Raw genomic sequence first — 26,020 nt, forward strand, 5'->3', positions numbered from 1 at the left:
TGCACCCCTTTGAGCCCCGCTGATGCGGGGTTTTTTTTGGTTCTTCACGGAATTTCGGGAAACACAGAAACAGGAACGCCGATTTGATTGATGATGTTCGTGCGAGCAAACACATCTAACAAACCGACGTTTCTGTGCGCGATATTAGTACTGTCCTTCCTTTTTTGGGCGGGCTTTTCTGCCGTAACCATCAAGCCTGATGGCGATGCCCTACAGATCGATCTGGCTCCCCGTGCCACGCGATTTCCTTCCTGTGGTGTCTGCCAAAAAACCTGTTCAACCACCCATGAGTATTGCGAGCGAGTCGTTCGTGATTTGCCCATTCTTGAGGTAGGTCAGGTGACCGCCGCCGTCCAGTGCCAGGTTTTCACCGCCTTGTTAGAGATTTCCTCAAGCTTCTTCTTGTCGCTGCATTCAATCCAGCGCGCAGAGTAGACGGTGATCGGCTCGTAGGAGCACTCGACCTTGCATTCCTCTTTCAGGCGGCTGGCGACCAATTCGAACTGCAGCACGCCGACGGCGCCGAGGATGATGTCGTTGCTGCGTTTGGGGAAGAACACTTGGGTAGCGCCTTCTTCGGCCGTTTGTTGCAAGCCTTGGCGCAGTTGCTTGGATTTCAGCGGATCACGCAGGCGCACGCGACGGAACAGTTCCGGGGTGAAGTGCGGGATGCCGGTGAAGCCCAGGGTTTCGCCTTCGCTGAAGGTGTCGCCGATCTGGATAGTGCCGTGGTTGTGCAAACCGATGATGAAGCCAAGCAATCCTTAATAATGCTCAGCGTCGCGCAAAGAAAATGAAAAAACCTTACAAAAAAAACAGATCTGTCTGAAAGAATTTTCCGAAAGATCAAAGAAAAAATATGAGTTCTTGAAATTTCAAACCTCAAAAAATATACATACACCTACACAACACCAATCTCAAAATCACACGCTGCCTTTTCAAAGACGGGGCATTATGAAAAACGCAATATCACCTACAAGAAGTGAAAATTTTTCCGAATGGTATCAACAAGTCATCAGCCAGTCTGAACTGGCTGAAAACTCTCCCGTTAGAGGTTGCATGGTCATTCGCCCTTGGGGCTATGGCATATGGGAGCAGATTCAACGAGAGCTTGATCAAAAATTCAAAGATACAGGCCATGCGAACGCATATTTCCCACTTTTGATCCCCTTATCCTTTTTACAAAAAGAAGCAGAACATGTCGATGGTTTTGCCAAGGAGTGCGCAGTTGTAACCCATCACCGTCTGGAACAGACAGCAGATGGAAAACTCACTCCCGCTGGCGAACTGGAAGAGCCTTTGATCATCAGGCCTACCAGCGAAACGGTGATCGGTGCCTCCTTTTCACGATGGGTGCAAAGTTATCGGGATTTGCCGCTACTCATTAACCAGTGGGCCAACGTCCTGCGCTGGGAAATGCGTCCAAGGATCTTCCTGCGCACCTCAGAGTTTCTGTGGCAGGAAGGCCACACCGTTCACACCTCCAGTGAAGAGGCCTTGGACGAGACGCTGAAGATGCTGGATATCTATGAGCGGTTTACTGTCGAACACTTGGCCATACCAGTAATCAAGGGCGAAAAGTGCTCATGGGAACGTTTCCCGGGCGCGGTCAATACCTACACCATCGAGGCGATGATGCAGGACGGCAAGGCCTTGCAAGCGGGGACCTCACATTTCCTGGGACAAAACTTTGCCCAGGCATCAGACATCCGCTTTGTTAACAAGGAAGGGGTAAAAGAATTGGCCTGGACCACTTCATGGGGCGTTTCCACACGATTGATTGGTGCAATGATCATGGCCCATGGCGATGACGACGGCCTGGTAATCCCACCGCTGGTGGCACCGACGCAAGTCATCATTGTTCCGATCGTACGCAGTGAACAGGATGCCGAAGCCATCCACGCCTACTGCGATAAGTTGCAAAAACAGATCTCCCGGAAAAGACTGAAGGGGCAAAAACTGCGTGCCAGCGTTGATAAGCGGGACATGAATGGCGGCGAAAAAAAGTGGTATCACATCAAGCGCGGTGTGCCTGTTCGGGTCGAAGTCGGGATAAAGGAGCTGGAACAGAACATGGTCACTTATTCCTGCAGAGACAACAGTAAGAAAATATTGAATGTGGACATCAATATCTTTGTAAAAGACGTGTCAAAAATCCTGAAGACTATCCAGATAGGCATGCTTGAAAGTGCCAGAAAGAAACTTTTCGACAATACAGAGACCGTCACCACCCTCGAAGGCTTTAAGCAAGCACTCAAGCGCAAAGACAAACTCAATAAATTCGTTCTCGCGCCCTTCATTGATGACGAGAAAGTTGAGAAAACCATCAGCGAACTGGGTGTAACAGTTCGCTGTATTCCACTTGTTCAACCCAAGGCTGCAGCCACCTGTTTGTTTACGGGTCAGCCCACCAGACTCTGGGCACTCTATGCAAAGTCATATTGATCCCTAATCACCAACAGCCCCACTTGCTAGGGGCTGTTTTGTTTCCGGTCGGATTAACTTGCCCCCTTCTACATAGAAAATCACACCGCCGACCATCAGCAACCCCAACAAGTACAACAAAAAATACAGCGGATTAAAGTCGGCAAGAATAAAACCACAGACCACCGGCGTCGACGCCGCACCCAGGTACGTGAGGTTTTGCGAGCTGTAGTAGGCCCCAGCCATGTGCGCCGGTGCGATACGGGTGATGTAGAAAAACTCCAGTGGCTGAATGATGATTTCTCCTACCGTAAAGATGGCAGTGAACAAGCCCCATAAATAGAGGGTGCTGGAGAAAGCAAATCCCATCAGCCCGATCACGAACGCCAGAATGCAGCCGCAGATCCAGTATCTGAATCGTTCAGCAGCCACCCTGCGACCGATCTGATATTGCAATAGGATCGAAGTCAGCGCATTGGTGACAAACACCACATTGATGATCTCGTACATTTGCGCGGTGGAATGGGCCGTGATCAGGTACTGGCCCACGTACATGTGAAACTGCCCGAACACCCCGGCCAGCAAGACGCTGGCTACCGTGAACTTCAGTAGGTTGCGATCCTTGGCCATGATTGCCAGCGAACCGAACCACCCTTCGCCTTCGACGTTTTGCCGATCGCCCCCCCTCGGCAATGCAAACGGATTGACGGCAACCAGAATAAAAATCAGCGCCGATGCGCTGCAGAACAGCAATGGCGAAACACCTTGGCGATTCAGCCACAGTCCGATCAGCGGCCCCAATGCATACGCGGTGTTGGTGAAGGTGTATTTGAGCGACAGCACCGACGCGGTTTCCTGCGGAGGGAACAATCGGGCGATGCACATGCGCACGGCTGTCTCCAGCGACAGGTAAGTCAGATTGAGCAGCAGACACAGAATGAAAACCAGGGCCAGCGAGTTGAATATAAACAGGCTCAAGTACACCGTTGACTGGATGACGGATGAGGTCAGCATCAAGGCTTTGAGACTCAACCCGTCCAGTACCGAGCCGAACACCAGGCTGGACACTGAGCTCAGGAGAATAAACCCGCCGACAAACAGCCCGATCTGATCCACCGAAAGGTCGAAGCGCTCCTTCAGAAAAATCAGAAAGTAGGAAAGAAAAGCGGCCCGTGCCAACGTCGGGAAAAACGACAGCGGCACTACCAGTGCCGAACCGCTGAACAACCGACGCAGGCCCATCCGGTTAAATACGTCCATAGACCACACGCGTTTTATAGTTAAGTGAGACAAGGCCGTTTTGCTGATACTCCTGATGCAAGGCGTTCAGGGCGTTGCTGGCCGTACGATATTCGAGTGTTCCTGGTTGCGCCGCATAGGAACAGGACAGGGTTCTTTCAAGCAGACCCGACTCGCTCAGTTGCTGACTATTGTGGAACGTGCGTTCCTCGTAGGGACCGGAAAAAAACTGCTGGACCCGGCTTTCCAGGGCTTCGTCGATTTGCAACGTCTCGGCATAACGTTCGAAGGCATCGTTCAGCAATTGTTCGTAAGCACGGTGAAACTCATCGCAGTCGGGGCTGCGAATATTCCAGATGAGGATCACTGGATTGTCGGTCGCCAGCACCCGTCGGAATTCAGCCTGGGTCTTGCCTGGCTCGAACCAGTGAAAGGACTGCCCGCACACCAGCGCCGCTACCGAGCACGGTGCAGCACCCAGTTGTTCGGCCGTTCCGGAACGGTAATTTGCGCTTGGCTGCCCGTTTTTTGCTTTGGCCTTGGCCAGCATGTTTGCGTCAGGTTCTATTCCAATCATCGGCATGCCGGTAGCCGCCAGTTGCCGGGTCAGTATCCCGGTTCCCGATCCGACATCCAGCACTGGCAATCCCAGCGATAAATCGAGCTGACGCTGGATGAACAGAATGGCCTCTTGCGGATAGGAAGGTCTAGCACTGTCATAAATTTCGGATTTGTTGGCATAGGCGGCAGAGAGGGGACGGGCCATATCAAAGCTCCTTGGAGGGGTATTCAAGCCTGGTGTAGTCATTCAGCAAGCGGGAAAAAAGGGCGATGAAATCCCTGGCGTGAGCAAAGGCCGGCATGGGACTTTCAATGCGATGCAGGTCGTCAACGATGATCGAAAAGATGATCCTTACTGCGCCGCCATGGGCCAGGTAAGCGACGTTGTTGTAGTTGCGATAGCCGATGCCGTGTTTGTCGCCTACCTGGTCCACATCGGTCAGCCAGCTCCTGACCGCAGTGGTGTCTTGCTGCGCGCGCATGCTGTTCAGGCCGAACTCACACAACTCCCGGCGGATAAAAGCCCCGCCGGCAGGCAAGCGATTTTTTGCGCCTTCGACCAATATCGACAGGGCCGTCACCAAGTCCGACGCCGTAGTGGTATTGACTGCACTCAACGGGTGATTGGCAGTCAACGCCGGACTCGGCACCGCCGATAAATGCCAAGTCCCGGCCAACCCAAGTACAGTCGACAACGCATTCAAGCGTTCAAGACGGAGCAGATCCACAAGATAGAAGGTGGCGACGTTGTCGCTTAAACCCATCATCAACTTGAGCAGTTCCGCCACAGTGAATACCCGGGGGCTGTCCAGCAACCAAAGACCGCCACAGGTTTGAACGCCCGCTTTCTGGTTATCCACCACGACGCTGTCGCTCAGCGCCAGCTCCCCATGTTCAATCAGCAGCAGCACTGCCACCAGGATGTAAAGCTTACGGGTACTTGAGGCGGGAACACGGGCGTGCTCATTGAACGCATGACGAGTGCCGCGAACCACATCGTATATGCACCAGCGGTAGGAACAGGCCGACTCATGCTGTGCCCGTTCGATCATCCGCTGCCCGATAACATGCAATGGCCAACCACCGCTGTCCAACCAATCCTGCACCTCAGGTTCAACCTTCATTCAATGCAAACTCCTGCAGTTTTTCCCCCACCAGTCTGGCGACCGATATTGCTTGGGAACGAATAAAAAAATGATCCCCCGCAATGACTGACACCTGGCATCCACGGGAGGTATGACGTGTCCAGCCTGGATAGTCTTCGAAGAGACTGGTGACCTTGTCCCGGCTGCCCAGCAACAGATCGATAGGCACGGAAACAGGAGTGACGGCGCTTTTCGAAAGGTCGATAGCCAACTGAAAATCGGCCCTGATCATAGGCAATGCCGCGTCCATCAGCGCCGGATTGGCCATCAATTCCGGTGGTGTTCCCCCTAGTCCTGCCAGCACTCGCAATAAGGTTAAATCGCTCAGATCCCGCTCGCGGATACGCATGGCCTCGGCAAACCGTTCAGGTGCCAGGCATCCGCTGACGAACAACCGCACGGCTTTGAGCCCCCGCGTTTGTTCCAGCACCCACTGGAACTCAAACGCGATACGCCCGCCCAGACTGTGGCCGAAGAGTGCAAAGGGGGGGACGCACCATCGAGCGTAGTGGGCCAGCAAGTAATCGATCAGTTCGTCGCGGGTGACCAATGCCGGTGTATCCTGCGCTCCTCCCCGTCCCGGAATGTCGACCGGAATCACATTTACGCACGGCAACACACGGCGCCAGCGCGCATAGAACCTGGCGCTGCCACCCGCGTACGAGAAGCACAGCAGCGTCAGCGGCTCAGTGCTCATCGGTTGCCCTCGCCATACTCATCAGTTGCTTCAGGTGCTGCACCATGCGGTGCCCCCAGCCTTCAACTTCGGCGGTCGAGAAGCGCTGGGTGTGGAACCAGAAGTTGAAGCGCAAATCATCGCCGTTGATTTCGACCACCAGATGCAGACCCGGTACTCGCCGCATGTCTTCGACGTTGGCCCCTGACAGAAGCCCCTCCGATACCGGACCAAGGATCTCCACTCCTTCGATCCGAACCTTGCCCGGGGCCTCAGCGGTGTGGCGATAGTTGAGGAAGTTGATGCCCACGTCCGAAAAGTAGGTGTCGTGCGCCATCCCGGAAAACGCCGACACTTCACCGATCAACATGGACGGGTGCATGAATGGATAACCCTGAATGGCCTCCAGCGCGTGTGCGACCGTTGAGATGCCACTCAACCAGTCGTGATGCACAGTGATTGGTACGGGCAGCGGAGAGGTGAACGGACCGATCACATTGTTGAACTCGCTCAAGCCGCGCCCGCTGTTGATCGCGCTGACAATCAACTGATCGCAGCCGATGACGTCGGCCATGGTCGTGGCGTAAACATACAAAATTGCATTGAACACGCTGAATCCGTAACGCTCGGCCAATTCGCTCAAAACACGGTTCGCCCCGGCGACTTCGATGCTGTAGCGGGACGACGAACAAGCGGCCGTGGATGTGAACCCCGGGTGCGCGGGCAACACGGTCGGGCCTTCAAAGGCGTTGTACAGCCCCTTGAAGAAACGGGCATCGGTGCCCCACTGTTCACTCAGGTACTGCTGTTGACGTCGCGCATAGTCGGCATAACCCATTTCGTGATCGATACGCGTCAGTGGCTGATGCTCGGCGAGGCGATGCAGACACTCGCCAAACCGGTCAAAAAACAGGGTCAGGGATTTGCCATCGAACTCCAGATGTTGAACCCCTAGCAGCGCGATGAAGAATGGCTCCCCGACATCGATAAAGTGAATCGTCCAGGTCACATTATCCTCAGGCTTGGGCAACGCCTGCGCCATGGCCTGCACACAGGCCCCAATCTGCTGCGCTTTGTCCGCAGCCGTTTGTGAAGACAAATCCGTAAACAGCACCCCAAAGCCCTGGAGGACTTCAGCGGAGGTTCTGACTGTTGGCCGTCCTTGCGGGAAAAACGTTCGCAACAACCGATGCTCATCCACCACTTGGAACAGCGCCTTCCGGCAGTGCTCGGCGTCGAAGTGACAGTAAATCAAATAGGGAATGACGCGCAGACCATAGTCCTTGCCAATAAGCGAAATCCACCGCATCTGTTGCAATGAAACCGCTGTGCCCTGCACACCCATTTCAACAGAGCCGTTGCGCTCACTATGGGCTGCACGCCATGCCGGCTGAGTGACGTGGGACACAAGGAGGGCATGCAACTCACTTAACGCCTGCATGGAGTTAAAGCGTTTGACGGTCCACTGCAGGTCAAACTGCGTGACGAGTGCATTCTTCAGTTGCACCAGAGCCAATGAGTCAAAGCCCAGGGCCTTGAAGCCAAACTCTTTGATCATGTCGTAGCGTCCACGGCTCGACGCCTCCAGACCGACCAGCGAATCAATCGTTTCTACGAGCCAGGTCTCGAGCAAGCTACCCATTTGGGTTTCGTCGGCACACTCGAGAAGGCGAGCCGAAACGCTGGCCGGCCGGGTCCTGTCTTTATTGCTGTCATCAGTCACCAGCTGCTCAAGGAACCGTGCACAAACCCAAGATCTGTCGCCCAGGACCTTGGCGTCAATGTTCATGAACCCAGCGATTCGGGATGGACCGGCCAGTAACTGGCGGATAAAAAGCAAGCCCTGTTCACTGCTGTGGCTGTTCAAGCCACTGGCTTTGAGCACCTGCATTCGCTGGTAGTTATCGCGTAGTTTTCCGGCATCGCCCCACACCCCCCAATTGACCGTCAGTACCCTGGACGCCCGGAGAAACAATGCCTCATGGGCGGCGTCGAGAAAGGCGCTGGCCGCACCATAGGTCGACTGTCCGCCATTACCCAGAATCGAAGTGGCTGAAGAGAAATTGAAAACACAGTCGATCGCCCGTCCCTGGTCACACAGCAGTTGGTAAAGGGTCAGGACACTCGTGCATTTGGCCTCGAACGAACGCTGCAGATCCGCAACCTGAACCTCACTGGATAACTGGTCATTGAGATCGACGGCTAGATTGAAAATGGTCACCTTGCCAATCGCTGCACTTTGCAGCCACTTCGCACACTCGTCCCGCCCCTGATCGGACGAAAGGTCGAACCCCAGATACCGGATGCTCGGGTAACGTATCATCAGGGCTTGCATCGCTTCACCAGGTAGTGCCGAGCGCCCGATAACATGAATGCACTGGACCTGATCAGCGCAAAGGCTTTCGATCAACTGCCTGCCGATGCCGCCAGCGCCGCCGATCAGAAGGTAACTGTTATCGACAGGGAAGCTGAAGCTGGCGTCATTGCTGTCCATTGTCCTTTCCAGCCGGGGCACGAAGGCTTGCGCCTGTCTGACCGTGACGACGAGCTCGTCGGTTAACGGCAACAACACGATCGGGCTGGCATCCTCGATACCTGTGGGCGACTGCTCACTGATGAAGTTGAGGACGGTCACCTTCCAGTCAGGCTCTTCGATCAACACCGAGCGAAGCATGCCCACGACGCTGTTTGCCACCGGGTTGAGGCTCATGTCCTCATCGCGGTTGGCCTCCGTGGCAAACAACAGACAAAATTGTGGTCGCCGGTCATAACCGTCAGGCACGGAGCGCAACAGGTTCAAGACTCGCGCGCAGGTGCTGACTGCCGTGGATGCGTCATTGTTCCGCAACTGCCGCAGGTCGAGATACACCCTGTCTACGCCCTCGGCATACTCCCCCCACATCCCGTCGAAATCCTGCGCTGCAATGAAATCCAAGGCTTCGCGCGATGACGCGTCAATGCCCATGAAGCGATTCAACGCAACGCAGTGAAACTGGCCGAAGGAGTTTTTCAGGTAGCGGGCTTCAGCCTCGTTGAATGCCTCGTTCGGCGCGAGAAACAGAACCTTTTGTCCGGCAGCCGAGTGGCTGTCCATCCGCTCCACCGTCAACGACTGCCAAACCGTTTGATAGGTGTGTTTGGCTTGGGCGTGAACCGGCTCAGACGTTTCAATCCAGCAGCGAACGCGCTGGAAAGGATAAGTCGGCAAACCTGCCAGTATCGGCACTCGCCCTTGTTGGACCGGGACGTGAACATCGACGCCCGCCTGGAACAACTCACCCAACACCGTCAGATACTGTCGATGATCCCTCTGCCCGCCCCGAGCCATGGGCAGCATGCTCAAACGGTCTCCGGCCTCGCTGAGCACCAGACCTGACAGCATGGCTTTCGGCCCGATCTCGACCAGGTGAGTGCAACCCAGGTCAAGTGCAGCGGCAACGCTCGCTCGGAAATTCACAGTTTCACGCAACTGACGACGCCAATATTGCGAGGTCGCCACCTCATCGCCGGCCAGTGTTCCCGTTACAGTGGAAATGAAAGAACGAACAGGTGGGCTCAGTTCGACGCTGTCCAGATAGGCTTCAAAGCTGTCCAGTAACGGGTCTAACAAAGAGGAGTGCCCGGGACGTGAGATCTTTAATCGCGTTGCGCTCACCCCGGCGGCGTCCGCGTTTTTCAGGAGAAGACCTACCGCTTCCAGCGTTCCGGATACCGCCGTGTTATTTACCGCGTTTAATGCGGCAATCGACAGCCCGCCTGGCGTTCGTTCAATCAATCTCGACGCACACTCGTGATCGCCCCCAAGGACTACCATGGCCCCGATGTCTCCCAGCGAATCCAGCAGTCGGCTGCGCTTTACAAGCATTCGGAAACCCTGCTCGGGGCTGAACACCCCCGCAATGCAGGCTGCCGCGTACTCACCCAGGCTGTGCCCAAACACTGCCACGGGGGCGATGCCATTACATAGGAACAGACGCGCCATCGCCACTTGCAGCGCAAATGTCATGGGCTGCGAGCGGGCGATATCCTGCTCGACCTGCCCGTTGATCCGGGGATCGAACAACAGATTGGCGGCAGAGGCACCGAAGACGTCCTGGCAGACCGGGTCGAACGCATCCAGCTCGGCTTTGAACAGCGCTTCATGGGTATAGAGCTCTCGCCCCATGTCCCGATGTTCGCCGCCTTGACCGGAAAACATCAGGCCAACCCGTGGCGCAGTCGCCGCCGGCGGCCGAGCGTCGAAGGTCAACCCGGCCAGTGCGTCGATGGCTTCCCTGCGATGACTGGCGATGACGTACGTGCGCTGCTCGAACAATGATCTGGAATGCAGAAGATTGGCGGCAAATAGCGGGAAACTGTCGTCCGTCTGAGCCTCGAGAAACTGCCGGTAACCGGCGCACAGCTGCTGCAGGCCGTCGCGCTCTCTGGCCGAGACGGGAATCAGGCATAACCGCTCATGGTCGAGTGATGAACTGGCAACCTTCGGTGCCGGCGCCGTCTCGACAATCAAGTGCGAGTTATTGCCACCCAAGCCAAAACTGCTGACCCCGACGATGACGTGAGGCGTCGTGATGACCACTTGTTGCCGGTTGACAGTAAAGGGGGTTTCCTCAATGTACAGCTGCGGGTTGTACTGTTCGAAGTTGAGGGTCGGGGGGATCACCTTGTGCCGAGCGATCAGGACTGCCTTGATCAGACCGGCCATCCCGGCCGCCCATCCCAGGTGTCCGATATTGCCTTTGACACTCCCCAGGTAACAGGTGTGTTCGCGGTCACGGTCGGCAAAGGCATTGGCCAGGGCCTTGATTTCGATGGGGTCGCCAATGGGGGTCGCGGTGCCATGGGCCTCGACGTAGCTGACCTGCTCGGGGCCGACACCGGCGATATCGAGTGCCTCGCGAATGACCCGAGCCTGCCCGGCCACAGAAGGCGCCGACATACCCGCTCGATGAGCACCATCGTTGTTGGTGGCGACCGAGCGAATCACCGCATGGATCTGATCGCCGTCGGCCAGAGCGTCACCAAGCCTCTTCAGTCCAACTACCGCAGCACCCGAACCGAACACTGTTCCGCTGGCCTTAACATCGAACGGACGACAATGCCCATCGGCGCTGAATGGCATGCCGGGCTCAAAATAGTAGGGGATCGATTGCGGAACAGAGACCGCGGCGGCACCGACCAGTGCCGCATCGCACTCCCTCAGCAATAGCGCCTGAATGGCGGCCTGAATACCGAACATCGACGTCGCACAGGCGGCCTGAACGTTTACCGCAGGACCGCAACAGTTGAGCTTATAAGCGATGCGACTGGCGAGGAACTCTTTGTCCGTGGCCATGAATTGCGCCAGAGCCTCGGAGGATTGATACAAGCCGCAGGCGCTGTCGCGGGCACGCAGGCCGTGAACATTGTTGATGAAATAGGAACTAGGGCCGGCACCGCAGAACACGCCAACAGAACCGGTCTGCGCGTGCAACGATGCATCCTCCAGCACCTCCCACGCGCACTCGAGCAAGATCCTGTGCTGGGGATCCAGCAGTTGGGCCTCCTTGTAACTGAACCCGAAAAAACCGTAATCGAAGTCTTCTATACCCGGAAGCTCGGCGCGAGCCCAAATCTGCCCGTCCGCGTCGGTCTCGACATGAATGCTTTCAACACCGTTCAACAGGTTTTGCCAGTATTGGTGGATCGATGTTGCCCCCGGAAAACGGCAAGACATACCGACAATCGCAATGTCACTTTCATCCGACGGTTCTTGATACTCCTCATGATTGTGCATGTCAGTCCCCCTTTCTTTCCTGAAAACGTTGAATGGCGGCCGATCTCTGTTTTCGGTTGCTGGCGGGCGCAACCGCCGGGGCAATCTGTTGCGTCGTATCCAGCGAGCACTGGTAACAGGCGCACAACAGCCTGGGCGTCGGGTACTCGAACAGATCGGTCTGGCGGAAGTCATGGGCCAGCACATAACGCAGTTCGGCCAACAGGGAAATCAGAGTGATGGAGTTCGCACCGACGTCCATGAAGTTATCGTTGGCACCGAGCCGGTCAAGACCAAAACAGGACGCCGCCAGCTCGCACACCGTCGTTTCAAGCTCACCATGCGGCTCAACGTAGCTCGTTGAAATGTGCGATCGCAGCCCACCGACTTGAGGCAGTTTTTGCAGATCGACCTTGCCGTTTTGCGTCAAAGGAATGGCCGCAATCTTTTTGTAGAAGGACGGCAGCATGTAATCGGGCAGTCTTGCCGCCAGATGCGTATGCAGGCTCATACTGGGATCGTGATCACGTTCCTGGGCCATGAAGTACAGGACCAGCGTCGTAGTCCGGCCGGACTGTCGGGCCACGACGAGGCAATCGTCGACCAGCTCGGAATCAGCGACGACGGTCTCGATTTCTTTCAACTCGACCCGGTAGCCGCGAACCTTGTACTGTCGGTCACGCCGACCCTTGTACTCGAACAACGCCTGTTCGTTCAGGACACAGATGTCGCCGGTGTTGTACATCCGCTCGTGTGTCTCGGGATGTGTCACAAACTTCTCTGCCGTTTGCGCGGACATGCCGTAGTAACCCAGCGCCAGCGAGCGGCCGGCGATGTAGAGCTGTCCGTTGGTACCCGGTATGACTGGCTGTAGCTCGTCATCGAGCAGGTAAGCGGTGCTGGCCTGGGTGACTTGACCGATGGGCGGCAGATCCGGCCAGTCTTCTGGCTCGCCACCGAGCCGATGCTCCATCACCACATGCGTTTCGGCCGGACCGTAGTGATTGATCAGTAGGCATTGGGGATGAGCCTTGAACCATTGCCTGACGACAGGGCTAATCTTCAACTGCTCACCGGCGCAGATCACTTCCTGCAGATCAGCCAACACTTGCGAGTCGTGAAGATTGAACGTGACGAAAGGGATCAGCATTGAGGTTGGCAGAAACAGGCGCGTGACTGCCGCAGAAACCATCTCTCGAGTCAGCTCGTGCAGATCTTTCTTTTGTTCGTCCGTGATGACCAGCAGACGATCCCCATGGCACAACGCGCTGTAGATCTCCTGAAATGAAACATCAAAACCCTGGGCCGCATACAACAACGTGGTGCCAGCCTGACCCGGCGCTTTCACCATCCAGTCGATCAGGGTGCTCAGCGATCGATACGGCACCATGACCGGTTTGGGCTGCCCGGTAGTCCCGGAAGTAAAGACAACGTAAGCCGGCACTTCATCCAGTGTCTCGGGCGTAATCTCGACACTGCCGGTACCTACCGACGGCGCGGTGGGTTCATCAATACGCAGCGAGCGCGTCCACTCGTCCAGCATCACGGTCAACTCGACGTTCTCCTGCTCATTCAGCAGGCATAACGACAAGTCGATGGAAGTGATCATTTGCCGTAATCGCTCAACCGGGTAACTCCTGTCCAGTGGTACGACTGTTCGCCCCGATAAGTGAATAGCCAGTATCGAGACTATGTAATCGACGCTTTTCTCCATCAACACACCGATCATCGAGCCCGAACTTGTCGAAGCGATAACCTCGGCCAAGCGTTGCGCTTGATCATATAACTCGCCGTATGAAAGCTTCGACGACACATCAACAATGGCCGGCACTTCGGGGAGCGCACGAGCGAGATCGACAAACTTTTGAATAAACAACATTCGCTCAATCCTCCCGACGACTACCGATTCGAATGGCAAAGTTACCCAAAAGCTCCCTATTCTCGAACATAATCTGATGGGCTTCCGGCAAATCTTCAAAATCAAAAATTCTAGTTAAACAAGGGTTTACCAGCCCCTGACGAACCAACTTATTGAATGCACTGCATTGAGCCAGATTGGCAAAGTGAGAACCCTGAAACCTTTTCTGTCGCATCCACTGATAGCGGATATCGAAGGTCCCCTTGTACCCACTGGTTCCGGCACAAATAACCACCATTCCACCGGGCGCGCACACAAAGGAGGATGTCGGAAATGTATCTTCGCCAGGATGTTCAATAACAATATTGGGGTTTTTCTTATCACCTACCAAACGCCAGATTTCATGCTGAAAACGCCTGGCTTCACTCAGCCATTTGGCATATGCAGCCGGATCCTCTATATCGTCCAGGACGCCCCAATGCCCATACTCCTGACGATTGATCGTGCCTTTGGCACCAATCTGTCGACAGTAATCCGCTTTTTCGTCGCTGCTCACTACAGCAATGGGGATGGCTCCAGCGGCGTTGACCAATTGAATAGCCATCGAACCCATTCCGCCGCTGCCCCCCCATATGAGGACCACATCGCCCGGTTTAACCGTATGTGGGGCAAAGCCATGCAGCATGCGATAGGCCGTCGCCCCGCAGAGCATGTAGGACGCAGCCTGCTCCCAGCTCAAATGCGCGGGCTTAGGCAGAATTGCCTGCCGCTTGACCCGGGTGTACTCCGCGAAGGCTCCAAAGTTGATTTCATAACCCCATATTTTTGCCGATTTATCCATGATCTCATCGGCCACTGCATCGCAATCCCACCAACCGCAGTGCAGGACCACCTCATCACCGATAGAGATATCGCCTACGTCCTTGCCTACCGCAACAACGATTCCGGAAGCATCGGATCCGGCAATATGAAAGTTTTGTTTCTCACCACGAGACCTTTGAAGATCAATGACATCTACGGGATATCCTCGTGCAGCCCAAACACCATTGTGATTGACACCTGCAGCCATGACCTTGACTAAGCATTCATCGGATTTAAAGCAAGGAACAGGTATCGACTCAATAGCAAATGCACTCGATGGCTGGCCATACCTCTCAGCTCTAATAATTTGCGCCAACATCATCTCAGGAACATTAAGACTTGTAGGATCAAGTGTCACGCCCACCTTGTTCATATCTAGAGCACCTTGAATTTTTGTTAGTTAAATTAAATAGTCCTTCCGCTGCACACCTAACTACCAGCCACCCATAGCAGGCTGACTATTCAAAAATACGACGAGGAAATCCGGCCCACCAATCAACGACTGATCGTCAGCAAACCGAAACCTAGTACATTTAAAAAATTGACGCAAAGAAAAACACAAATTTCAGACGGCACTTACAATCAGTGAAGTACCGCTCCCAATTCAACCCCAGAAATATCTCAAAACAACGTAACTTCCCTCCTACACTTATTTAAACAAAATAAACATCCTTTATATTTTTTCAAATACTGACGCCTACCGAATTACTTCGAGTGTTGGAACTAAAAGCACATACTCAGAAATGAAACTTTCGAAGGCAAATCTCCGACAGTTCAAATTTCACGGTAAAAAAAGGTTTTTCACGGAGCCCAGCAATAGACAGGTCGGCCCGTAGCCCGCCATTGCGAGCAAGCTCGCACAGGGTGGAGGTGCATCTCAAAAAAACCAGGTCAGCTGTCAGGCCTCCTGGCAGGCTTTTGATCTGGTTTTCGATCTTGATCTTCTTGTCCCTCCGAGCGGCCGAGTGGAGGCCACTGCGCAGTGGGCCAGGGATGACCCAGTGCGACGGGCCCACGGAGCAGGACTGGAGCAAGGTGACCCCGAGCCTTGGCGAGGGGCCGGACGCCGGGGCGAGACCTTTGGTTCCTTTGGGGCGTTTGCCAAAGGGACTCGCCGTAAGGGCTAAACCGTCAGTAGCCGTTACCGAAGCAACGGATATGTACACCGACCCACCCACCCAAAAACCAACCACTCATCCCAAAGCGATACAAAAATCCATACGACACGATATTTTCAGTTTGATATTAATTTCTGTATCGCTTATAAAGTTCTCCATGCCCGCGAAATGCCCCTGAACAAAAAAGAGGCCGGAGACCAAAATGTACGCACAGCTAGTAGAAACAGGCGTAAAGCGCATAAAAGACCTGTCGGAGATGTCCGAACAGGAGCGCGCTTTCCAGGAAAAAATCGATTCAGAAATCAAGATCGAAGCCAAGAACTGGATGCCAGATGCTTACCGCCAGACCCTGATCCGGCAGATTTCCCAGCACGCTCACTCCGAAATCGTCGGCATGCTGCCCGAAGGCAACTGGGTCACCCGCGCGCCATCGCTCAAACGCAAACTGCAACTGATGGCCAAGATCCAGGACGAGGCCGGTCACGGCCTGTACCTGTACAGCGCGATGGAAACCCTGGGCGCCGATCGCGATACAGAAATCGACAAGCTGCACAGTGGCAAAGCCAAGTATTCGAGCATCTTCAACTACCCGACGCTGAACTGGGCCGACATGGGCGCGGTGGGTTGGCTGGTGGATGGCGCGGCGATCGTTAACCAGGTGGTATTGCAGCGCACCTCTTACGGTCCGTACTCGCGGGCGATGATTCGCATCTGCAAGGAAGAAAGCTTCCACCAGCGCCAGGGCTACGAAATCCTCCTGACCATGATGCGCCACGGTACCCAGGCGCAAAAAGACATGGTCCAGGACGCGATCAACCGCCTGTGGTGGCCGTCGCTGATGATGTTCGGTCCGAGTGACGAACACTCACCGAACAGCGCGCAATCCATGGCCTGGAAGATCAAGCGCCAGAGCAACGACGAACTGCGTCAGCGCTTCATCGACCAGACCATTCCGCAGCTGGAACTGCTGGGCTGCACCTGCCCCGATCCGGACCTGAAGTGGAACGCCGAGACCGGCCATTACGACTTCGGCCAGATCCAGTGGGACGAATTCTACGAAGTGCTCAAGGGCAACGGCCCGTGCAACCAGGAACGTGTCGCCACTCGCCGCAAAGCGATTGAAGACGGTGCCTGGGTTCGCGAAGCCGCCGTCGCCCACGCCCGCAAAAAACAAAACAAGAACGCCGCCTGATCCGGCCACCTGATGTGGAGTAACTGAAATGTCCGAGTGGACCCTCTTCGAAGTTTTCGTGCGCAGCAAGCACGGCCTGAACCACAAGCACGTCGGCAGCGTACATGCCGCCGATACCACCATGGCCATCGAAAACGCCCGCGAGCTGTACACCCGTCGCAGCGAAGGCGTGAGCCTGTGGGTGGTGCCGTCGGCACTGATCACCGCCTCGTCGCCGGATGAAAAAGACCCGCTGTTCGATCCGTCGGACGACAAGGTTTACCGCCATGCCAGCTTCTACGAGCTGCCGGCCGAAGTCGGGCACATGTGAGGCCGACCATGAATAACAAGACTGATCTGATCGAATACCTGCTGCGTCTGGGCGACAGCGCCCTGATCCAGGGCCAGCGCCTGTGCCAATGGTGCGGCAAGGCGCCGGCTCTGGAAGAAGAGCTGGCACTGATGAACGTCGGCCTCGACCTGGTGGGTCAGGCGCGCAACTGGCTGGAATACGCCGCCGAACTGCTGGACGATGGCCGTGACGCCGATCACCTGGCGTTCCGTCGCGACGAGCGTGCCTACCGCAACCTGCTGCTGGTGGAGCAACCCAACGGCGACTTCGCGGTGACCATGCTCAAGCAGTTCCTGTACGACGCCTGGCACCTGGAAGTCCTCAAGGGCCTGAGCCAGTCCAGCGACGAGCGTATTGCCGGCATCGCCGCCAAGGCCGTGAAGGAAGTCACCTATCACCTGCGCCGTTCCGGCGAGTGGATCGAGCGCATGGGTGACGGCACCGAGGAAAGCCACAAGCGCATGCTCGCGGCCATCCCGGAAGTCTGGCGTTTCACCGTCGAACTGATCGCCGCCGATGACAGCGAACAGCGCCTGTGCGAGGCCGGCATCACCCCGGACATCGCCACGGTTGCCGCAGCTTGGCAAGCCAAGGTCGAACAGATCTTCGCCAGCGCCACCCTGCCCGTACCGGCCGCGCCAAGCTATTTCTACCTGAATGCGCGCAAGGGCCTGCACACCGAACACCTGGGCATTCTGCTGGCCGAAATGCAGTTCCTGCCACGAGCGTACCCCGATGCAACCTGGTGATCTGATCGCCAGCGACCAGGGCGCCCGGCCGGCACAACCGACCGACCTGGCTGCCGCGTGGGCGATCCTGTCCGAAGTCATGGACCCGGAAGTGCCGGTGGTCAGCGTGGTAGACCTGGGCATCGTCCGCGACCTGGACTGGCAAGCCGGCCACTTGCATGTGGTGGTCACCCCGACCTACTCCGGTTGCCCGGCTACCGAAGTGATCGAGGGCGACATCCGTGCCGCCCTGGAACAGGCCGGCTTCAACGCCCCGCGCCTGGAGCGCAAGTTGACCCCGGCCTGGACCACCGACTGGATCACCGACAGCGGTCGTGAGCGCCTGCGCGCTTACGGCATCGCACCGCCGGAGGGCAGTACCAGCAAGCGCAGCCTGCTCGGTGAAAGCCCGGTGATCGCCTGCCCGCAATGCGGCAGCGTCCACACCGAGGTGCTCAGCGAGTTCGGTTCCACCGCGTGCAAGGCGCTGTATCGCTGCGTCGATTGCCGGGAACCGTTCGACTATTTCAAGTGCATCTGAGCGGCGTCGTCCGTCCAGCTGGAGAACAACAATGAGCAAGTTTCATAGCCTGACCATCAAGGACGTGCGCACCGAGACCCGTGACGCGGTGTCCATCGCCTTCGAGATTCCACAGGAACTGCAAGACAGCTTCCACTTCACCCAGGGCCAGCACCTGGTGATGCGCACCCAGCTGGATGGCGAAGAAGTGCGCCGCTCGTACTCGATCTGCACCGGGGTCAACGACGGAGAACTGCGTGTTGCGGTCAAGCGCGTGGCCGGCGGTCGTTTTTCCGCCTACGCCAACGAACAACTGAAAGCCGGGCACACCCTGGAAGTCATGCCGCCGGCCGGGCATTTCAGCGTCGAACTCGACCCGGCTCGTCATGGTCAATACCTGGCCGTGGCCGCGGGCAGCGGCATCACGCCGATTCTGTCGATCATCAAGACCACCCTGGAAACCGAGCCCCACAGCCGCGTGACCCTGCTGTACGGCAACCGCTCCAGCTCCGGCGCGCTGTTTCGCGAACAACTGGAAGATTTGAAAAACCGCTACCTGCAACGCCTGAACCTGATCTTCGTGTTCAGCCGTGAGCAACAGGACGTCGACCTGTACAACGGTCGGATCAACGCCGAGAAATGCGAGCAACTGTTCAGCCGCTGGCTCGACGTCAAGGCCCTCGACGCCGCCTTCATCTGTGGCCCGCAGGAAATGACCGAGACCGTGCGCGACAGCCTCAAGGCCAAGGGCATGGCACCGGAACGCATTCACTTCGAACTGTTCGCCGCCGCCGGCAGCCAGCAGAAACGCGAAGCCCGCGAGGCCGCCCGCCAAGTCGATTCGGCGGTCAGCCAGATCACCGTCATCAGTGACGGCCGCGCCCTGGCCTTCGATCTGCCACGCAACAGCCAGAGCATCCTCGACGCCGGTAACGCCCAGGGCGCCGAACTGCCCTACTCGTGCAAGGCCGGCGTGTGCTCGACCTGCAAGTGCAAGGTCATCGAAGGCGAAGTGGAAATGGACAGCAACCACGCGCTGGAAGACTACGAAGTGGCCGCCGGCTATGTGCTGTCGTGCCAGGCCTTCCCGATCAGCGACAAAGTCGTGCTGGATTTCGACCAGCTCTGATACCTATCCACAAGAACAACACAAAACCCTGTGGGAGCGAGCCTGCTCGCGATAGCGGTGGGCCAGTCAATGATGATGTCGACTGACGCGCCCTCTTCGCGAGCAGGCTCGCTCCCACAGTGGTCATGCGGTGTTTTCAAAACTTTTGAGAATCAATGCCATGTCCCACGCCCCTACCCTGCAAAGCTTCATCGCCGGTCGCTGGATCGGCCAGCAAGGCGCGCAAACCCTGCGCAGCGCCATCGACGGCCATGAAATCTTCCGTACCCATGAAGAGCGCCCGGACTTCGCCGAAGCCATCGAGCACGGTCGCCGCCAAGGCGTCAGCGGCCTGATGGCGCTCGACTTCCAGCAACGCGCCCAGCGCCTGAAGGCACTGGCCCTGTACCTGGCCGAGCGCAAGGAACAGCTCTACGCGATTTCCCACCACAGCGGCGCGACCCGTGCCGACAGCTGGATCGACATCGAAGGCGGCAACAGCACGTTGTTCACCTACGCCAGCCTCGGCTCGCGTGAACTGCCGTCGGGCAATGTCGTCCACGAAGGCCCGGCACTTCAGTTAAGCAAGATGGGCACTTTCGCCGGCACCCACATCCTGGTGCCTCGCGGCGGTGTGGCGGTGCACATCAACGCCTTCAACTTCCCGATCTGGGGCATGCTGGAAAAGTTCGCCCCGAGCTTCCTCGCCGGCATGCCGTGCATCGTCAAGCCAGCCAGCGCCACCAGCTACCTGACCGAAGCCGTGGTGCGCCTGATGGACGAATCCGGCTTGCTGCCGGCGGGCAGCCTGCAACTGATCATCGGAGGCACCGGCGACCTGCTTGACCGCCTGCAAGGCCAGGACGTGGTGACCTTCACCGGTTCAGCCGACACCGCCGCCAAGCTGCGGGTCAACCCGAACCTGATCCGCAATTCGGTGCCGTTCACTGCCGAAGCCGACTCGCTGAACTGCGCGATCCTCGCCCCGGACGTGACCCCGGACGACGAAGAGTTCGAGCTGTTCATCAAGGAAGTGGCCAAGGAAATGACCACCAAGGCCGGGCAGAAATGCACCGCCATCCGCCGCGCTATCGTCCCGGCCAAGCATATCGATGCGGTCGCCACGCGCCTGCGTGATCGTCTGGCCAAAGTCGTGGTCGGTGATCCGTCAGTGGAAGGCGTGCGCATGGGCGCACTGGCCTCCCACGATCAGCAGAAAGACGTGGCCGAGCGCCTGGAAATGCTGTTGCAGAGCAGCGACCTGCTGTTCGGTGCCCGCGACGGCTTCGACCCACGCGGCGTGAACGTCGACAAGGGCGCGTTCTTCGCCCCGACCCTGTTGCAGGCTCGCGATCCGCACGCCGAAGGCGGCGCTCACGACATCGAAGCGTTTGGTCCGGTCAGCACTTTGATGGCTTATGACGACATCGACGAGGCACTGGCCCTGGCCGCTCGCGGCAAAGGCAGCCTGGTCGCCAGTCTGGTGACCAAGGATCCACAGATCGCAGCCAAGGCCGTTCCGGTCGCAGCCGCCCTCCACGGTCGCCTGTTGGTACTGGACCGTAACTGCGCCGGCGAATCCACCGGCCACGGCTCGCCGCTGCCGCAACTCAAGCACGGCGGCCCGGGCCGTGCCGGCGGCGGTGAAGAACTCGGCGGCCTGCGTGCGGTGAAACACTACCTGCAACGTGCGGCGGTACAAGGTTCGCCGACCATGCTGGCAGCGGTCACCGGTGAGTATGTGCGCGGCGCCAAGGTCATCGAAACCGACGTGCATCCGTTCCGTCGCTACTTCCAGGACCTGCAGATCGGCGAGTCGCTGCTGACCCACCGTCGCACCGTCACCGAAACCGACCTGGTGAACTTCGGCTGCCTGTCGGGCGACCACTTCTACATGCACTTCGACGACATCGCAGCCAAGGAATCGCAATTCGGCAAGCGCATCGCCCACGGTTACTTCGTGCTGTCGGCCGCGGCCGGCCTGTTCGTCTCCCCCGGCGTCGGCCCGGTGCTGGCCAACTATGGTCTCGACACCCTGCGCTTCATCAACCCGGTGGGCATCGGCGACACCATCCAGGCCCGCCTGACCTGCAAACGCAAGATCGACCAGGGCAAGAAGAGCCCGCAAGGCATCCCGCAAGGGGTGGTGGCGTGGGATGTGGAAGTGACCAACCAGTTGGGTGATCTGGTGGCCAGTTATGACATTTTGACGCTGGTGGTGAAACGCGAAGACTGATCAGGCCTCTTGGTTGACCACAAATCTTGTGGTCAACCAGCAACCACCTGTAGGAGCAAAGCTTGCTCGCGATAACGGAGTACCAGGCGGCATCATCGTCGCCTGACACTCTGCTATCGCGAGCAAGCTTTGCTCCTACAGTTTTTTGGGTGGTCACAGTTTTTGTATTCCACCGCCTATCTACTGTGGGAGCGAGCCTGCTCGCGAAAGCGGAGTGTCAGTCGACATCATCATTGACTGACAACCCGAATTCGCAAGCAGGCTCGCTCCCACAGAAGATCCTCGCCGTACCGCACAGCCCCACATATTTCGCGGAATAAACCATCGCTAATCCAAGAAATGTCTGACTGCTCGTTCGTATCCATTTGGATACAGTCGCGCAATGAATTATCTTGTCCAGCAAACAGCGACTTTCTCCGCATGGCACACCTCAATCCGTGATTTGCGGGCAAGGGTAGCCATAGCCCGTCGCATTGAACGTGCTAGCGCGGGAAATTTGGGCGATATCAAGCCAGTAGGTGATGGCGTTTCCGAAATGCGCGTGGATGTAGGTGCCGGATACCGGATTTACTTCACGATGCGCAAGACAGTCGTCATCGTCTTGCTTGCCGGGGGCGACAAGTCATCTCAAAACGCTGATATCAAACGTGCAAAAAAATTGGCAAAGGAGGTCTAGCCATGAGCCAGACTTTGACGACTTTCGATATGGCGGCTCTGCTCGACAGCGATGAGGCCATCAGCGAATACCTGTCTCAGGTACTGGCTGATGGTGACAATGAAGAATTTCTTCGCGCCGTCGGTTACGTAGTAAAGGCTCGCGGCATGACACAGGTAGCCAAAGATTCCGGAATGGGTCGCGAAAGCTTGTACAAGGCCTTCGCTCCAGGCGCAAAACCACGTTTCAATACGGTTTTGAAAGTGATTCACGCGTTGGGCATCGATCTGTATGCGCAGCCGGGTCATGTCATCAATCACTCGAACTCTTGAGTGAATCCACACCGCCTTCGTGAGCAGGCTCGCTCCTACAGGGGTTGAGGTGATCCAGGAGTTAATTGACGTAGGACATTTCTGTTTTTCCTAGGCTTTGATCATGCCGTTGTGCCTCATCCACAACCTACCACCCCGGTTTTGCGGATGTAAGCTCCACAGGTCCTAGGACATTTCTGGGCAAGGTCTTCGGAGATTTCCTTCGAACTGTGGCGATTTGCGTGAACTGGTTTGGAAGGCGCTCAATCGATAGTCTTTGGTGGTCACTGAAATTCAGTGGTGGGGTGTAGGAACCTCCAGATTCCCTAGTACCACGTTGGCGCCAATTACCTGGTTTGCGACCGTTCAAATGCGTCCGTACTATCAGCTGCGGCGGCTATGTACGGGCACGCTTCGGCGTGGTCGAGGTGCTAGGGACTCGATATTCCTACCCCGTACATGGCTGCCACCCTGGCCCGTAGGAAGGCTTTTGGTAGCTCCGCTTTTCCCTTCTCTAGAGTCCAAAAGCATGAAAACCATTCATCCTGATCCACCCTACGAAAAACCAGCCCCACATCCCGACAACCGCTTCATGGCACTCACCAGCAATTGCAGTGAAATGCCCACCCTCTTCGTCGACACCCAAGCACCGCTCGACATCCTGATGGACGCCGCCAACTACCGAATCCGCGCCGTCACCCAAGTGCTGGAAAACCTGTCCATGCGTGGTTCGATCGAGTGCGAATCCTTCATCCTCAGCGACTTTTCATTGCTCTGCGCCATCCCGTTGCGCGATGGCTGTGATGTGCTGGATGTGGTCGGGCGACGGTTGCGAGCGCGCTGACCCACCCTGTAGGAGATCCCTTGTGGGAGCGAGCCTGCTCGCGAAGGCGTCGTGTCGGGCGATGATTTATCGACAGATACACCGCTTTCGCGAGCAGGCTCGCTCCTACAGGGTTATTGGTTGTGCCGGGCAATCAATGCCCGCGCAACCACTCGATAAACAGCGCAAACAACTCCGACTGAGAACCCACTTCCAGCTTCAGGTACAGATTCTTGCGGTGCATGCGCACGGTTTCCGGGGAGATGTTCATCTGGCTGGCGGTGGATTTCACCGAGTGCCCCCGCAGCACCATGTGCGCCACTTCCCGCTCCCGTTCGGTGAGCAAATCGCTGCCGAAATGCTCGAACGCCGATTGCACCCGGTGCTTGAGATCATCACGCAGGCCTTGTTCGTGATTGCACTGGATCTCGCTATTGCGCAGCAAACCACGCCGGCTGAATTCGCTGACGAATTCGCGCACCAGCGGTTCGACGGCGCGCAGCAGGTTCAACTGGTCGACCCGCAGGCATTCACCGCCGTGGCCCTGGAAGAGGCTGACGGAAATCTTCGTGTCATTACCGGTATCGACGATGTAGTAGCTGTCCTCCGAACACCCCACATTCAGGTAATAGGTCTTGTAGTAATCACTGTCGAAGAAGTTGTCCGGAGCGATTTCCTCCAGGTGATAGAAGCCTTGCGCCAACCCCTGCTCCACCGCCAGACAGAACGGGTCGAGCAAGTAGCCGCCGGCAAAATAGCGTTCGAGAATCGAGACCTGATATTGCTCGGCAATCCCGCGCTGATACAGCAACTGGGGCACGCGGTCCTTGCGCTCCAGGCTGATCATCATCGACTCGATGGACACCAGCTCCCCCAACGCCGCTGCCAGGTATTGCAGGGCGTCGGGCTCGTCGACATGGGCGAATGCCTCGCGCATTCCCCCATGCCATTTATGCAGTGCCCCGAAGGGCATTGCGATCAGCGCTTCGTCATTTGGTCTGCTCATGACCCGCAGTCTAGCGGGTGAACAAGGCCTTGGTAACAACCTGACTGATGAAGTCATTGGCCGGCGTACTGGCCGCTCGCTTGAAGCTCGGCCGCCACTTCCAGGATGCACTCGCGCAGGATGTCGACGATCTCGTCGACCTGTGCATACGTCAGGATCAGCGGTGGCGACATCACGTTGAGGTGCATGATCGGCCGCACCAGCAAACCCTTGGCCTGAGCCCGTGAATGGATTTTCTCGCCGATGTTGATTTCGTCGGCAAACAAGGCCTTGGTACGTTTGTCGGCAACGAACTCCACGCAGGCCATCAGTTTCAGGCAGCGCACATCCCCCACCAGCGGCAAATCCCGCAGTGTGGCCAGTTGCTGTTCCAGGTAGCCGCCGACGTCGTCGACATGGGCCAGCAGGTTTTCCCGCTCGATGATTTCAATGTTCTTCAGCGCCGCGGTGCAGCACACCGGATGGCCGCTGTAGGTGAAGCCGTGGGTGAAGCAGCGGCCAGTGCCCGGTTCGGCAATGACCTTCCAGATGCGATCGGAAAAAATGCACGCGCCCAGTGGCAGATAAGCCGACGTCAGGCCCTTGGCGGTGGTGATGATGTCGGGTTGCACGTCGAACACGTCTTTTGAGGCGAAGAACTTGCCCAGGCGCCCGAAGGACGTGACCACCTCGTCGGCGACGAACAGGATGTCGTAGCGCTGGCAGACTTCCCACATGCGCTTGAGGTAACCCTTGGGCGGAATGATCACCCCGCCCGAACCCATCACCGGCTCGGCGAAGAACCCGGCAACCTTGTCTGCGCCAATGGAGAGGATCTTGTCTTCGAATTCCTTGACCAGGAATTCGAGGAACTGCGCCTCGTCCATCCCCTCTGGTGCACGGTAAGGGTTGGGGTTGGACACGTGGTGGATCAGCGGGTTGGCGTAATCGAACTCCGGCACCCGGTCGGCGGCCTTGTTACCGATCGACATGGTCAAAGTGGTCGAGCCGTGATAGGCGTTGAAACGGGCGATGACGTGCTTCTTTTCCGTCTTGCCACGGCAGTTCTGGTAGTACTGGATCAGGCGATAAGCCGTATCCACCGCCGTGGAACCACCGGTGGTCAGGAACACATGGTCGAGGTCGCCGGGAGCGAGACTGGCGAGTTTTTCGCACAGTTGGATCGCCACGTTGTTCGACATGTCGCAAAACGGATTCGAATAAGCCAGCTGCCGTACCTGATCGGCAATGGCCTCGGCCATTTCCTCGCGGCCCAAGCCGATGTTGGTGCACCACATGCCGCCCACGGCATCGAGGAAGCGGTTGCCCTGAGTGTCGTAGATGTAGGTGCCTTCGCCGGCGACGATATTCAGGGAGCCCTGTTCGGCGTGCTCGTCGAACATGTGGTAGCCGTGCATGTGGTGGGCCTTGTCAGCCTTGACCAGTGCAGCCTCTTCGGCCTGCGAAAATACTTTCTTGATTGGAGTAGCCATA

Annotated in this window: 19 protein-coding genes and 2 pseudogenes; 11 read left to right on the plus strand and 10 right to left on the minus strand. The window is 57.1% G+C overall.

Translation table 11 applies throughout. The features are described 5' to 3' along the window. Positions 1-134: 134 nt before the first annotated feature. Positions 135-327: pseudogene (locus LAB08_RS30825) on the plus strand (ISL3 family transposase); the annotation flags it as partial. Here LAB08_RS30825 and prfC read toward each other — a convergent pair. Beyond that, a pseudogene (prfC, locus tag LAB08_RS20890) lies at positions 328-755 on the minus strand (peptide chain release factor 3); the annotation flags it as partial. 199 nt (positions 756-954) lie between these two features. Here prfC and proS point away from each other — a divergent pair. Further along, complete coding sequence (gene proS / locus LAB08_RS20895) at positions 955-2,445, plus strand: proline--tRNA ligase (RefSeq protein WP_096509916.1); 1,491 nt, start codon at positions 955-957, stop codon at positions 2,443-2,445. Between the two features lie 3 nt (positions 2,446-2,448). Here proS and LAB08_RS20900 read toward each other — a convergent pair whose 3' ends face one another. Genes LAB08_RS20900 through ccrA form a run of 7 tightly spaced genes read right to left on the minus strand, consistent with a single transcriptional unit; the run spans position 2,449 to position 14,892 of the window. Beyond that, positions 2,449-3,627: an MFS transporter gene (locus LAB08_RS20900; RefSeq protein ID WP_157755689.1), complete on the minus strand. Its 1,179-nt coding sequence runs from the start codon at positions 3,625-3,627 to the stop codon at positions 2,449-2,451. A 43-nt stretch (positions 3,628-3,670) separates the two neighbouring features. Next, a complete protein-coding gene (locus tag LAB08_RS20905; protein ID WP_157755688.1) occupies positions 3,671-4,429 on the minus strand; it encodes a class I SAM-dependent methyltransferase in 759 nt (252 codons plus the stop codon). 1 nt (position 4,430) lies between these two features. Continuing rightward, positions 4,431-5,318, minus strand: coding sequence for a serine hydrolase (locus tag LAB08_RS20910; protein ID WP_217910634.1), 888 nt, complete (start codon positions 5,316-5,318; stop codon positions 4,431-4,433). Between the two features lie 19 nt (positions 5,319-5,337). Beyond that, a complete protein-coding gene (locus LAB08_RS20915) occupies positions 5,338-6,066 on the minus strand; it encodes a thioesterase II family protein (RefSeq protein WP_096509912.1) in 729 nt (242 codons plus the stop codon). Beyond that, positions 6,056-11,821 carry a type I polyketide synthase gene (locus LAB08_RS20920; protein WP_172901576.1) on the minus strand — a complete coding sequence of 1,922 codons (5,766 nt, stop codon included), beginning with the start codon at positions 11,819-11,821 and terminating at the stop codon, positions 6,056-6,058. The genes LAB08_RS20915 and LAB08_RS20920 overlap by 11 nt, the downstream gene beginning before the upstream one ends. A gap of 1 nt (position 11,822) precedes the next feature. Then, positions 11,823-13,679, minus strand: a complete 1,857-nt coding sequence (locus tag LAB08_RS20925) for a non-ribosomal peptide synthetase (RefSeq protein WP_096509910.1) — start codon at positions 13,677-13,679, stop codon at positions 11,823-11,825. Positions 13,680-13,683: 4 nt separating this feature from the next. Beyond that, positions 13,684-14,892, minus strand: a complete 1,209-nt coding sequence (ccrA, locus tag LAB08_RS20930) for a crotonyl-CoA carboxylase/reductase (RefSeq protein ID WP_096509909.1) — start codon at positions 14,890-14,892, stop codon at positions 13,684-13,686. Between the two features lie 947 nt (positions 14,893-15,839). On the opposite strand from ccrA, the gene paaA reads away from it, so the two are divergent. The 9 genes from paaA to LAB08_RS20975 all read left to right on the plus strand — a co-directional run bounded on the left by paaA (position 15,840) and on the right by LAB08_RS20975 (position 23,562). Beyond that, the gene (paaA, locus tag LAB08_RS20935) at positions 15,840-16,829 is read left to right on the plus strand and encodes a 1,2-phenylacetyl-CoA epoxidase subunit PaaA (RefSeq protein WP_096509908.1); all 990 of its coding nucleotides are present in this window, start codon (positions 15,840-15,842) and stop codon (positions 16,827-16,829) included. Between the two features lie 28 nt (positions 16,830-16,857). After that, positions 16,858-17,139 (plus strand): 1,2-phenylacetyl-CoA epoxidase subunit PaaB, encoded by a 282-nt coding sequence (gene paaB, locus LAB08_RS20940; RefSeq protein ID WP_007943393.1) that lies wholly within the window; start codon positions 16,858-16,860, stop codon positions 17,137-17,139. 8 nt (positions 17,140-17,147) lie between these two features. Continuing rightward, positions 17,148-17,909: a 1,2-phenylacetyl-CoA epoxidase subunit PaaC gene (gene paaC / locus LAB08_RS20945; protein WP_096509907.1), complete on the plus strand. Its 762-nt coding sequence runs from the start codon at positions 17,148-17,150 to the stop codon at positions 17,907-17,909. Further along, positions 17,896-18,429, plus strand: a complete 534-nt coding sequence (gene paaD, locus LAB08_RS20950) for a 1,2-phenylacetyl-CoA epoxidase subunit PaaD (protein ID WP_096509906.1) — start codon at positions 17,896-17,898, stop codon at positions 18,427-18,429. The genes paaC and paaD overlap by 14 nt, the downstream gene beginning before the upstream one ends. Positions 18,430-18,460: 31 nt before the next feature. Then, positions 18,461-19,537: a 1,2-phenylacetyl-CoA epoxidase subunit PaaE gene (gene paaE, locus LAB08_RS20955; protein ID WP_096509905.1), complete on the plus strand. Its 1,077-nt coding sequence runs from the start codon at positions 18,461-18,463 to the stop codon at positions 19,535-19,537. 160 nt (positions 19,538-19,697) lie between these two features. Further along, positions 19,698-21,752, plus strand: a complete 2,055-nt coding sequence (gene paaZ / locus LAB08_RS20960; RefSeq protein ID WP_096509904.1) for a phenylacetic acid degradation bifunctional protein PaaZ — start codon at positions 19,698-19,700, stop codon at positions 21,750-21,752. 382 nt (positions 21,753-22,134) lie between these two features. Then, positions 22,135-22,428, plus strand: a complete 294-nt coding sequence (locus LAB08_RS20965; protein WP_096509903.1) for a type II toxin-antitoxin system RelE/ParE family toxin — start codon at positions 22,135-22,137, stop codon at positions 22,426-22,428. Positions 22,429-22,430: 2 nt separating this feature from the next. Beyond that, positions 22,431-22,739, plus strand: coding sequence for an addiction module antidote protein (locus tag LAB08_RS20970; RefSeq protein WP_096509902.1), 309 nt, complete (start codon positions 22,431-22,433; stop codon positions 22,737-22,739). A 508-nt stretch (positions 22,740-23,247) separates the two neighbouring features. Continuing rightward, positions 23,248-23,562 carry a hypothetical protein gene (locus tag LAB08_RS20975; protein WP_096509901.1) on the plus strand — a complete coding sequence of 105 codons (315 nt, stop codon included), beginning with the start codon at positions 23,248-23,250 and terminating at the stop codon, positions 23,560-23,562. Positions 23,563-23,695: 133 nt separating this feature from the next. On the opposite strand, the gene LAB08_RS20980 is transcribed toward LAB08_RS20975, so the two are convergent. Together LAB08_RS20980 and LAB08_RS20985 are read right to left on the minus strand one after the other, a co-directional pair. Next, entirely contained in the window at positions 23,696-24,604 is a 909-nt protein-coding gene (locus tag LAB08_RS20980; RefSeq protein ID WP_096509900.1) for a helix-turn-helix domain-containing protein, read from the minus strand. Beyond that, positions 24,601-26,019 carry an aminotransferase gene (locus tag LAB08_RS20985; RefSeq protein ID WP_096509899.1) on the minus strand — a complete coding sequence of 473 codons (1,419 nt, stop codon included), beginning with the start codon at positions 26,017-26,019 and terminating at the stop codon, positions 24,601-24,603. Before LAB08_RS20985 ends, LAB08_RS20980 begins: the two co-directional genes overlap by 4 nt. Between the last annotated feature and the right edge of the window lies 1 nt (position 26,020).

It is taken from the genome of Pseudomonas izuensis, from assembly GCF_002356535.2.
Classification (GTDB): Bacteria; Pseudomonadota; Gammaproteobacteria; order Pseudomonadales; family Pseudomonadaceae; genus Aquipseudomonas; species Aquipseudomonas izuensis.

Excerpts from the sequence above, each read along its gene's own strand:
- proS (WP_096509916.1), top strand. The coding sequence starts at position 955 with ATGAAAAACGCAATATCACCTACAAGAAGTGAAAATTTTTCCGAATGG.
- LAB08_RS20905 (WP_157755688.1), bottom strand. The coding sequence starts at position 4,429 with ATGGCCCGTCCCCTCTCTGCCGCCTATGCCAACAAATCCGAAATTTAT.
- LAB08_RS20915 (WP_096509912.1), bottom strand. The coding sequence starts at position 6,066 with ATGAGCACTGAGCCGCTGACGCTGCTGTGCTTCTCGTACGCGGGTGGC.
- LAB08_RS20920 (WP_172901576.1), bottom strand. The coding sequence starts at position 11,821 with ATGCACAATCATGAGGAGTATCAAGAACCGTCGGATGAAAGTGACATT.
- LAB08_RS20925 (WP_096509910.1), bottom strand. The coding sequence starts at position 13,679 with ATGTTGTTTATTCAAAAGTTTGTCGATCTCGCTCGTGCGCTCCCCGAA.
- ccrA (WP_096509909.1), bottom strand. The coding sequence starts at position 14,892 with ATGAACAAGGTGGGCGTGACACTTGATCCTACAAGTCTTAATGTTCCT.
- paaA (WP_096509908.1), top strand. The coding sequence starts at position 15,840 with ATGTACGCACAGCTAGTAGAAACAGGCGTAAAGCGCATAAAAGACCTG.
- paaB (WP_007943393.1), top strand. The coding sequence starts at position 16,858 with ATGTCCGAGTGGACCCTCTTCGAAGTTTTCGTGCGCAGCAAGCACGGC.
- paaC (WP_096509907.1), top strand. The coding sequence starts at position 17,148 with ATGAATAACAAGACTGATCTGATCGAATACCTGCTGCGTCTGGGCGAC.
- paaD (WP_096509906.1), top strand. The coding sequence starts at position 17,896 with ATGCAACCTGGTGATCTGATCGCCAGCGACCAGGGCGCCCGGCCGGCA.
- paaE (WP_096509905.1), top strand. The coding sequence starts at position 18,461 with ATGAGCAAGTTTCATAGCCTGACCATCAAGGACGTGCGCACCGAGACC.
- paaZ (WP_096509904.1), top strand. The coding sequence starts at position 19,698 with ATGTCCCACGCCCCTACCCTGCAAAGCTTCATCGCCGGTCGCTGGATC.
- LAB08_RS20965 (WP_096509903.1), top strand. The coding sequence starts at position 22,135 with ATGAATTATCTTGTCCAGCAAACAGCGACTTTCTCCGCATGGCACACC.
- LAB08_RS20970 (WP_096509902.1), top strand. The coding sequence starts at position 22,431 with ATGAGCCAGACTTTGACGACTTTCGATATGGCGGCTCTGCTCGACAGC.
- LAB08_RS20975 (WP_096509901.1), top strand. The coding sequence starts at position 23,248 with ATGAAAACCATTCATCCTGATCCACCCTACGAAAAACCAGCCCCACAT.
- LAB08_RS20980 (WP_096509900.1), bottom strand. The coding sequence starts at position 24,604 with ATGACTTCATCAGTCAGGTTGTTACCAAGGCCTTGTTCACCCGCTAGA.
- LAB08_RS20985 (WP_096509899.1), bottom strand. The coding sequence starts at position 26,019 with ATGGCTACTCCAATCAAGAAAGTATTTTCGCAGGCCGAAGAGGCTGCA.